The sequence below is a fragment of the Acidaminococcus nyctereutis genome (assembly GCF_052216985.1).
Classification (GTDB): Bacteria; Bacillota; Negativicutes; order Acidaminococcales; family Acidaminococcaceae; genus Acidaminococcus; species Acidaminococcus fermentans_A.
Map to the genome: position 1 here is coordinate 279,324 of NZ_JBQOUY010000001.1, position 9,751 is coordinate 289,074.

The 9,751-nt window shown below is 53.0% G+C and carries 8 protein-coding genes; 3 read left to right on the top strand and 5 right to left on the bottom strand.

What is annotated here, in order from left to right; translation table 11 throughout:
• Position 1 precedes the first annotated feature (1 nt).
• From cas3 to ACTUHY_RS01410, 3 genes are all read right to left on the bottom strand, one after another.
• Entirely contained in the window at positions 2–2,743 is a 2,742-nt protein-coding gene (gene cas3, locus ACTUHY_RS01400; protein WP_442826313.1) for a CRISPR-associated helicase Cas3', read from the bottom strand.
• Positions 2,744–3,026: 283 nt separating this feature from the next.
• Positions 3,027–3,977 (bottom strand): GTP-binding protein, encoded by a 951-nt coding sequence (locus ACTUHY_RS01405; RefSeq protein ID WP_442826314.1) that lies wholly within the window; start codon positions 3,975–3,977, stop codon positions 3,027–3,029.
• 66 nt (positions 3,978–4,043) lie between these two features.
• Positions 4,044–5,099 carry an NAD(P)-dependent alcohol dehydrogenase gene (locus ACTUHY_RS01410; RefSeq protein ID WP_442826315.1) on the bottom strand — a complete coding sequence of 352 codons (1,056 nt, stop codon included), beginning with the start codon at positions 5,097–5,099 and terminating at the stop codon, positions 4,044–4,046.
• Between the two features lie 451 nt (positions 5,100–5,550).
• On the opposite strand from ACTUHY_RS01410, the gene ACTUHY_RS01415 reads away from it, so the two are divergent.
• The 3 genes from ACTUHY_RS01415 (at position 5,551) to ACTUHY_RS01425 (ending at position 8,539) form a co-directional block, all read left to right on the top strand.
• On the top strand, positions 5,551–6,567 hold the full coding sequence (locus ACTUHY_RS01415; protein WP_442826316.1) for an SNF2 helicase-associated domain-containing protein: 1,017 nt from the start codon (positions 5,551–5,553) through the stop codon (positions 6,565–6,567).
• Entirely contained in the window at positions 6,542–7,792 is a 1,251-nt protein-coding gene (locus ACTUHY_RS01420; protein WP_442826326.1) for a DEAD/DEAH box helicase, read from the top strand. The genes ACTUHY_RS01415 and ACTUHY_RS01420 overlap by 26 nt, the downstream gene beginning before the upstream one ends.
• 393 nt (positions 7,793–8,185) lie before the next feature.
• Entirely contained in the window at positions 8,186–8,539 is a 354-nt protein-coding gene (locus ACTUHY_RS01425) for an SWIM zinc finger family protein (protein WP_442826317.1), read from the top strand.
• A gap of 455 nt (positions 8,540–8,994) precedes the next feature.
• Here ACTUHY_RS01425 and ACTUHY_RS01430 read toward each other — a convergent pair whose 3' ends face one another.
• Together ACTUHY_RS01430 and ACTUHY_RS01435 are read right to left on the bottom strand one after the other, a co-directional pair.
• Entirely contained in the window at positions 8,995–9,294 is a 300-nt protein-coding gene (locus ACTUHY_RS01430; protein WP_442826318.1) for an HIRAN domain-containing protein, read from the bottom strand.
• 124 nt (positions 9,295–9,418) lie between these two features.
• Positions 9,419–9,595: a hypothetical protein gene (locus ACTUHY_RS01435; protein WP_442826319.1), complete on the bottom strand. Its 177-nt coding sequence runs from the start codon at positions 9,593–9,595 to the stop codon at positions 9,419–9,421.
• Positions 9,596–9,751 lie beyond the last annotated feature (156 nt).

Below are 9,751 nucleotides of genomic sequence, written 5' to 3' on the forward strand. Positions count from 1 at the left end.
CTCATTTCTCCTTTTCATAACTCAGTCCAAGGAATGAATCATATCGAATCGTATATCCAGCCAGTTCCGTTTTCCCTTCCTGGTTGAAAACCAGGAACAGTTCTCCCGATAAAAAAGGATTTTTAAGCCATAAGGGTACCCATTGTTTTGTAGTTTTTTCCAGTTCTTTGACCACATGCTCCCCAAATATTCCCTTTCCCATAAAAGCCGGAAGACGGACCTTTTGCCGATAGATTTGGCGCGCTTCGTCATCGCCGGGTTCCAAATCTCCATAGAATCTCACTTTTCGGCTGGCTACATCTACAAACACGCCGGGCTCTTCACATTGCTGGAGCAAGATTACTTCGATGCCTTCGTCTCCATCCCGTACACTGGCCTCTAATTGTTTTTCATTGAGATCCGGGGTAGCATCCAGCCATCCTTCCAACGTATTCCGGTTTTGATTGTGTTTGGATTTTCTTGGTAACTCCAGACAATGGGTTTGCGCTGCCTGTTCCTTATCTTTTAAAACCTTTTGGTATTGGGCAAATGCTTTCTCTTCAGCAGCTGGATTTATGATGAAATTTTCATCATAAACATTCTGTACATATTCTGAGATATCCAGCGGTAATGAAAATTGATCCGGAAGAAGTTCTCTGGTACGCATCAGCAGATATTCCCCGTACACCGCTTTGGCTCCTTCTTCCAAGCCATCTGCAGGGTCCGTACCCATTACAAGACAAGTTGGTTTCTGCAGTTTCTCCGGTCGATTCCTTGTGTGTCGATGCAGTCGCCCGATCCTCTGGAAAAGCAGATCCATCGGACATAAATCTGTGAATAACAAATCAAGGTCAATGTCCAGGGATTGCTCCATAACCTGAGTACCGATTACGATAAAATGATTCCTTTCTCTTTGGGATTTCTTACCAATCCGCTCCAGCAGTTTGTGTTCAATAGCAGCTTTCTGTTCCATGGTAAAGCCGGCATGGAACACCATAATTTCATCATCTGTCAGTTTTTGTTTCAGTTCTACGGCCAGTTGCTGTGCCCTTTTCACTGTATTCACGATGATACCGGCACAGCCTCCATCAGAAAGCTGATCCTGTAAAACAGGAATGATTTCATCATCATGGATTTTCCGGATTTTTACCTTTAGTTCAGATGTACCCAGAGAAACTTTCATCTGTTTTACATCAGGTCCATCCGTCCATGTCAATAATGGATAATCTTTACTGCACATCCAGGGTTCTTTTTTCTCTGCAGGGACAGTGGATCGCAAACCCTTATAGGAACGGACCATAGCCGTCCGTTTTGCATAAGGCAGAGTAGCTGACAGTAAAATGACCGGAACTCCATAGGTTCCCAGCCAATTTAAGGCTCGATATAAGAACTGATTCATATACGCATCATAAGCATGGCATTCATCCACAACGACCACTTTTCCTGCCAGCCCCAAATGGCGCAGCATAACGTGTTTCTGCTTTAAGGCAGCCATCAGCAGCTGATCTACCGTTCCAATGACAAAATCGGCCAGCAACGCCTGCTTTCTTCCTTCAAACCAAGGATGAACCAAAACCCCTTCCGTTTCCTCGTCTTCGTCCATCGTCGCCGTACCGTGGAACAGCTCCCGGTAATCGTCATTCATCTCTGAGGCCCCATGGGCCAGCCTGATGCCCAACACAGTTTCCTCTGCATGGGCTTCCTGTGAAGCCCATGCTTCGATTCTGGGAAAGATTCCATTGGAGGTTGCTTGTGTCGGAAGCCCAAAGAACAGTCCACCGCATTCAGCCCGGCTTCCCAATAAATCAGCTCCAGCCAGTGCCGCCTCAGTTTTCCCCACGCCCATTTGGGCTTCCAGGATAAAGATGCCTGGCTGAGCTGAACTTTGTACGGCAGAAATAACCGCTTTTTGAACAGCATTGGGCAAAAATCCAAACTTCTCCTGAAAGCGTGCATCGGACATGGTATACTCATCAGGGGTCCAGATATCTGGTAAATCCAACTTGCGCAGCCCTGTTTCAGCCCGTTCTGGATACTCCGCTTCACTGCCTGCAGAAGCCACGGAAATGAGCGGAAAATAATTCTCATTGCTGGCAATCCAGTCTGCCATGATTAGGAGCCCTGTCAGAAGCACTTGTGCCGGCATGGTAAGATTGGGAATGTCCTGCACAGAAAGCTGCGCCCACTGCAGCCCCTGCTTAATCAAAGCCCACCGTATTTCTTTCCACATGGCTCCCATTTCCCGTTCATCACTGTCATAATAATTCGCATACGTTTTGGAAAATGGAGAAATCTGATTCTCATCCCAATGTTTATCTTCCAGAGAATGAGGCTTGCCATGATGAGCCCCAATGATAGTAGCAAAATGCAGCGGAAACTGATACCGCAGCAAAACAGTTTCTCCCAGCAAAGCATGTGGGGAGCGGGACCGTTCTGGAAACCCACGATAGGAAGAAAGGGAAAGCCCATTTCGTTCCAGGCGATTCTCTACTTCTTCATCCAGGTGCTGTAAAAGCATGCTGCAGAATGCTGGAGAGGCCTTACCCAAATCATGGAGAAAACCCAGCAATACGGCTGTTTTCCTGAGTTTTTCTTCATCTCCATCAGGGAGGATGGCTTTTTGGGTAGCCTCCGGAAGCCAGGTATCAACAAGATATCCCATGACGTAAGCGGTATCCCTCAAGTGCATCCATAAAGGCAGCCAAAGAGTCTCATCATCCCGACTGGCTTTGGCCGGCAACCACTGTACCAGAAGTTGTTCCATACTCTGCTACCTTCCCCTCTGATCGAATCTAACATGTTCATATTAGCACATTTTTACATGTAAGCGACAATTCTGTTTCTATCATTGTCCTTTAGCTTCCTTCCATGCGTGTGCTGACCTCCCCTAAACCGTAAGTCTGTTTTGTAGGAGAATTGGTAAAGACATATTCCATATAACAATTACAGACGGTAATGGTAATGAAACTCTTTTCCATGATTTTCCCACCTTCCTTTTCTTGCTTCCATTATAGAAGATTAGGTGGGTAAAATGGGGGACAGATAATTTACCCCCTCCCCCCTGGCTCGGCGAACCATCTCCAGGCCTCCTCTTCCTTCAGATGAGTCCCGATCAGGGTCACCCGGGCCTCTTCCTGAGGGGTGAAACCAGTAATCAGCCACCGGTCCTGGACCAGGTCGAACCGGACCCATTCTTCTCCACAGGGCAGATACCCTTTGGCCCGGGGGATCCGGCCGAAGCAGCTTTTAGTCACCAGGTCCAGGAACCGCATCAGGTACAGGGGATGGGGCACGGACACCTGTGTCAGGGTCACCGTGGTCAGAGACTCTTCTCCGTGATGATGGTCATGGTCATGATGGTGGTGCTCCCCGCAGGGAACATGGTCCGCTCCTGCCGGGGTCTTGTCCGTTTTTTCCAGCAGGCTTCGGAACCAGTCTGCAGGCCGCTTTTTGTAATCTCCGGTGATGATCTCCGCCTCCGGAGCCAGTTTCTGGAGCGCCTGCCGGTAACCGACCGTTTCCTCAGAGGACAGCTGTTCCGATTTGGACAGGACCAGTACGGATCCATGACGGATCTGATCCAAACGCAGGTCACTGAAATCATCCTTTTCCCGGAAAAACGTCCCGGCATCCACCAGGGTTAGGGGCGGCAGCAGTTCCAGGGCATCGTACTTCAGCCCCTCGATGGCCCCCATCAAGGCACTGAGCCGGGCCGCTCCCGTAGGCTCTACAATGAGCACTTCCGGATCCAGGGCGGACAGGATGGTCATCAGATTGGTGAGAAAATCCGCCTTACCGGTGCAGCAAACGCAGTTTTCCGTCATTTCGTACACATTCAGGCTCCGGTCCCCATCCCGCAGGACCTTGGCGTCCAGGTCCGTTTCCCCGATTTCATTTTCAAAAATGGCAAAATCCACCTGGGGCAGGGTATCCGTCAGATGACGGATAAAGGTGGTTTTCCCGGCTCCCAGAAAGCCGGAGACAATGAGTATTTTCATGGCACTCCTCCCAGCAAAAAAAGAAAGGGGGCTGCTGCCCATCAAGCAGTGCCCCCTGTTTCAATTTTACCAGACAACCACTGGTTTGATCAGGTCGGCGGGTTTGTCCCGCATCATGAACAGAGCTTCTTCCACATGTTCCTTCCCCTGGAAGATATGGGTGACTTCCTTGTGAAGATCCAGACGCCCGCTGGTGGCCAGGCTGGAAAGTTTTTCCATGCGCAGACGGCCGCCCGGCATGAGCCCTCCGGCAATGGTCTTGTTGGCCATCCCGGCGCCCCATTCCACCCGGGGGATCTTCACATAGTCCCCAGAGCCCAGGTAGTTCACATTCCCGATCCGCCCGCCGGGTTTCAGACATTTGATGGCTTCGCTGAAGGTATCCACCGTACCCCCGGCAATACACACCCGGTCCACTCCGGCGCCACCGGTCCGGTCCAGCGCCTGCTGGAAGATGGGTCCTTCCTTGTAGCTGATAAATTCATCAGCTCCGTATTCTTTGGCCACCTGACGGCACACCGGCCGGGTCCCCACTGCGATGATCCGACTGGCTCCCCGGAGGGCACAGGCCCGGACGGCCATCAGCCCTACGGGACCGATGCCGATCACCAGGACCGTATCTCCGAACTGGACATCCGCCAGTTCCACGGCATGGAAGCCGGTGGGGACCATGTCGGACATGATGCAGGCATCCACCGGGTCCATTCCCTCCGGCAGATGGGCCAGGTTCCCGTCCGCATCGTTCACATGGAAGAAATCCGCAAACACCCCATCTTTGTAGTTGGAGAACTTCCAGCCACCCAGCATCCCGCCGGAATGCTGCTGCCATCCGGCCTGGGCCGCTTCAGAACTCCAGTCCGGAGTAATGGCAGGCACCAGGACACGGTCACCGGGTTTAAAATCCTTCACCAGGCTGCCCACTTCCACCACTTCGGCGCAGCATTCATGGCCCAGGATCATATTATGCCGTTCTCCGATGGCTCCGGCCCACAGGGTGTGGACGTCGGAGGAACAGATGGCTACCGCAATGGGACGGCAAATGGCATCCAGGGGCCCGCACACCGGCCGTTCCTTTTCAATCCATCCCGATTCCCCAATCTTCAGCATGGCATATCCTCTCATTGAAGCACCTCCTGATTGTTCTGGATTTCTGATAATTAAATATTTTTAACGTTTACTGTATATATTATCACAATTTTTTACTATTTCGTCAAGAATTTCCCAAGATATCCTCTCTTTTCAAGAGCTGCGTTTCCGTTCCAAACCACCAGGCATCGCAATGGATTTGCCGTGCCTGTCGTCCTTCTCTTCACTCTTTACTCTGCACTCTTCACTTTTCCCTCTTCACCCGTGCCACCACGCCCCGCTCAGTGATCAATTCCACTTTCCCACCTTCCTTTTCTTACTTCCATTATAGAAGATTAGGTGGGTAAAATGGCGGACAGATAAGGGGCATAAGAAAAAAAGTCAGCCCGGCCCTTGCGGGCCGCAAGGGAAGCGGACTGGGGAAACATTGACTCTTGTCCCCTTTTCCCTACAATAAAAGTATCTGTAGTATAAAAGAGCCTTACCTATGAAACCCCGCACACAAACCCTGGATTTTTTCTTTACCCCTGATGGTTTCCAGCTGGATTCCCCGGAACAGGAGGCCAGCCTGCTGGACGCCGTTCCCTTTGCCCCCGGCAGCACCTGGATTGACCCGGGCTGGCTCCATCACGCCTGGGAGCAGCTGAATCAGGTCTTTGCCCAGGATCTGGAAAATTTTTCCGGCACCCTGGAAGACTATCTAAAGACCCGGAGCGGTGGTCTCCGCCCTACCGACCGGATCTACTTCCACCTGGTGGAAAACAAAAGGAACGAAACGTATCCCTTCGCTTTCCTGGCCACCTATGCAACCTGTGATGCAAAGGGAGAGGCCCGTCACATGCCGCTTTCCTATGCGCTCCAGGAATACCGGGAAGACTGGGACAAGCTGCTGCAGCTGCTGTCCTCCCTGGAGAAGGAGGCTCAGGTATCCCCCTTCCATGGCCGCTTCATCTCCTCCGGAGAAATCTTCCACCCCTTTGGCTTGACACCTCCAGAAGCCTATGAGTTCCTGAAGACCATCCCTCAGATCGAAGACCTGGACATCCGCTGCCGGATCCCCAACTGGTGGCGCCAGGGGAAGCAGCAGATTGCTCTCTCCGTGAAAATCGGAGACCAGGAGAAGCCCCTGCTGGGAGCTGAGACCCTGCTGACGCTCCAGTCCTCCCTGACCGTAGACGGGGTATCCCTGACTCCGCATTGCCAGACTGCTGTCCGGTACCGAAGGACTGGCCCTGATCAAGGGCAAATGGATCGAAGTGGACCACCAGCATCTGAAGGAACTGCTCCAGCAGCTGAAGGGTTTTTCCGGCACCGCAACTGTGGCGGAGGCACTCCGACAGGAACTGTCCGGCCAAGACGGGGTGACTTTCACCCATGGCCAGTGGCTGACCAGGCTCCTGGACCGGCTGCGCCACCCAGAAACCGTGACCGATCTGGCCCGTCAGCAACAAAAGCTTCCGGAAGGCCGGTTCCTGCTGGTGGTCCTAGCCTCTCTTCTGGGTAACTGGTCCCGGGAGCTGGATCGTTTCACCCCCCTCTCTTATACTGTGCTCCACGGACGGACAGCCAAAAAGCTGGAAGAAGTGCTGGAAACTTCCCACACCTTCCTGACCCTGACCACCTATACCCTGGTGCCCCGTGTGGCCGGGCTCCAGAAAATTCCCTGGGACGGAGTGATCCTGGACGAAGCCCAGGCCATCAAGAACCCCGGCACCCGGCAGACCCTGCAGATCAAAGGGCTGAAAGCCCGCCATCGTCTGGCCATGACCGGTACTCCCGTAGAAAACGATCTGTCCAATCTGTGGTCCCTTTTCGACTTTCTGGATCCGGGTCTCCTGGGCAGCCGGAAAGAGTTTTCCACCTACGCCACAGGCCTGGTAAAAAGCGGGAATTACGAACCGCTGCGGGCGGCTCTTTCTCCTTTTATCCTGCGCCGTCTGAAAACGGACAAATCCATTATCTCCGATCTGCCGGAAAAAATCGAAAAGAACGAATACATTTCCCTTTCTCCCTGTCAGGTGGCCTTGTACCGCAGTGAAGTCAGCTATTTCCGCACTTTGCTCCAGGAAAACGCTGAAGTCGGTGGCATCAGGCGGAAATGTCTGGTGCTGGCCATGCTCAACAAACTGAAGCAGATCTGCAACCACCCGGACCAGTTCCTGGGTACAGGAACCTACCAGGAGGCGGAAAGCGGGAAGTTCCGGCGTCTGGACGAACTGTGCCGGAGCATCTACGAAAAACGGGAGAGGGTGCTGATCTTCACCCAGTACCGGGAGATTACCGATGCCCTGTCTGCCTTCCTGACAGAAGTATTCGGACGGCCCGGACTGGTCATCCACGGGGGCATCCCGGTGAAGAAACGGCAGGCCATGGTGGACGCCTTCAATGGGGAAGACTATGTGCCTTATATGGTCCTGTCCCTGAAGGCTGCCGGCACCGGTCTGAACCTGACCCGTGCCAGCCATGTGATCCATTTCGACCGCTGGTGGAACCCGGCCGTGGAAAACCAGGCCACCGACCGTGCCTACCGGATCGGGCAGACCCGGAACGTGATCGTCCACAAATTCATCTGCGCCGGTACCATCGAGGAACGGATCGATGCCATGATCAACAGTAAAAAAGACCTGGCGGAACAGGTCATTGGAGGCAGCGCCACCTGGATCACCGAGCTTTCCGACCGAGAGCTCCTGGATCTGATGAAGCTGGACCTTCCGGAAAAGAGGTGGTAGTCCATGAGTGCCAAAAGATAATATTCCTGGGGATTTTCCTATGCAAAATATCCCCAGCCTACCATCGAAGCCCTGCAGCAGCAGGCGGAACAGACCCTGCGGAAGGCCGGTGAAAAAAGCCGGGAATATCAGCCGGTCCACGTAACCGGGACCCAGCTCTGCCGCCACTGGTGGGGCAAAGCCTGGTGCAGGGCCATCGAATCCTATTCGGATATCAGCAACCGTCTGGCCCGGGGCCGCCGGTACCTCAAGGCAGATACCGTACTGGATCTGCGTCTTGCACCGGGAGAAATCCATGCCCTGGTCCAGGGATCTCGAGTCAAGCCCTACAAAGTCCAGATCACCCTGATCCCTCTTTCGGATCAGAGCCGAAAAAAAATCGAGGAAGCCTGTGTGGGTTCCCTCCCTAATATGGAAGCCCTGCTCAACGGAGAACTGCCCCCGACAGTAGCAGAAGTATTTACCCAGGAAGGCGGTCTTTTCCCACGGCCCTGGGAACTCCAGATCCGCTGCAGCTGCCCCGACGATGCGACTCTGTGCAAGCATGCGGTCGCCGTACTGTACGGCGTCGGTGTGCGCATCGACGAAAATCCCTTTCTTTTTTTCCGGCTCCGGGGCCTATCGGTGCAGGATCTGATCGGCCAGAAACTGGAAAGCCGGGTAGAAGAAATGCTGTCCCATGCCCACGACGCCCCTTCTGACCGCACCCTGCCGGAGGAAGAAATCGGGAAGCTGTTCAGGGTGTAAAATGGAAAGAAAGAAGTCAGAACGGACCTTACGGACCTTTCAAAAGTCAGATGTCAGCTTGCCCCATGACAAACAGTTCGGTCCTGCATCTAAATCGTACAAAGCTAACGTCTCAAGGTCCCCTTGGAGAGACTGTATCTGACTTCTTACCAGGCTGAATGTCTTGTAAGACTCGACCGGAGGCCGGGAAGGGCTCCCCTGCGAGCAGCCCCTACGCCGTCGCTGTACAACAACCGATAACAACGGGATTCTCCGACAGAGCATCATTCTTCTATATATCCGCCCTTTTCAAGGGCGGGGGACCAGCCGCAAGGCTGGTGGTGGGTTAGTAGCCCGCAGGGGCTGCGTTTCCCTTCAACACCATCTGCCCCCCGGCAGATGGTCTCCATTAGCATGAGACGTGAGACGCCTGGCGCGAGACGGAAAAGCGGCCCCGCCGTCCTCCTCTTCCCTCTTCACTTTTCCTTCTTCACCCGTGCCACCACGCCCCGGCCGGTGATCAGTTCCACTCTGGCATAGGCTTTTTTGCCGATTTTATCCCAGATCCGCCCGGCACTCCAGGTATCCCCCAGCACAGTATGGGGGCTGTTGGCCACATAGCCCACTTTGCCGATGCCCGGCAGTTCCACCCGGATGGCTTCCCTGTCATATTCGTTGTCCAGTTCCTTCCGTAGCACCAGCTCCATTTTCCTCCGGAACACCTCATACCCCAGATAATGATTGCAGCCGGTAATGGTAATGAAGATCTTTTTCATGTGGCTCCCACCTTTCCTTTTCTTATTTCCATTATAGAAAAGTTAGTGGGTAAAATGGGGGACAGATAAGAGGCAAAAGAAAAAACGTCAGACTGGCCTTTTGACCCCTTTCAGAAGGCAAACGTCAGCTTGGCTGTGATATGCAAAACGGACCTGATTCAACGGAGGGGATGGAGAAATCTTCTGTTTCGCTGTTCCACAGGGCCCACCTCCCATGCTTTCGCCGGAAAACAATATCTTGGTCGGTCACCATTACCAGAGATTTCCCCAGCATTTTCAGCTGGAAAGTATTGATATCCATGAATTCCCCCCTATTCTGGCAATAAAAAAGGTTCTATAATAAATGTTGGGGTCTTGTGGACACTCCTGTTCACAAGACCCCTTGTCTTACGATAAAATAAAGACATATCTAAGCTACATTTCACCTCAACCACCACGAAGAACTGAAAGGAGAATA

Bases quoted from the DNA above. Each gene is read 5' to 3' on its own strand.
- cas3 (WP_442826313.1), bottom strand. From the start codon at position 2,743: ATGGAACAACTTCTGGTACAGTGGTTGCCGGCCAAAGCCAGTCGGGAT.
- ACTUHY_RS01405 (WP_442826314.1), bottom strand. From the start codon at position 3,977: ATGAAAATACTCATTGTCTCCGGCTTTCTGGGAGCCGGGAAAACCACC.
- ACTUHY_RS01410 (WP_442826315.1), bottom strand. From the start codon at position 5,099: ATGAGAGGATATGCCATGCTGAAGATTGGGGAATCGGGATGGATTGAA.
- ACTUHY_RS01415 (WP_442826316.1), top strand. From the start codon at position 5,551: ATGAAACCCCGCACACAAACCCTGGATTTTTTCTTTACCCCTGATGGT.
- ACTUHY_RS01430 (WP_442826318.1), bottom strand. From the start codon at position 9,294: ATGAAAAAGATCTTCATTACCATTACCGGCTGCAATCATTATCTGGGG.
- ACTUHY_RS01435 (WP_442826319.1), bottom strand. From the start codon at position 9,595: ATGGATATCAATACTTTCCAGCTGAAAATGCTGGGGAAATCTCTGGTA.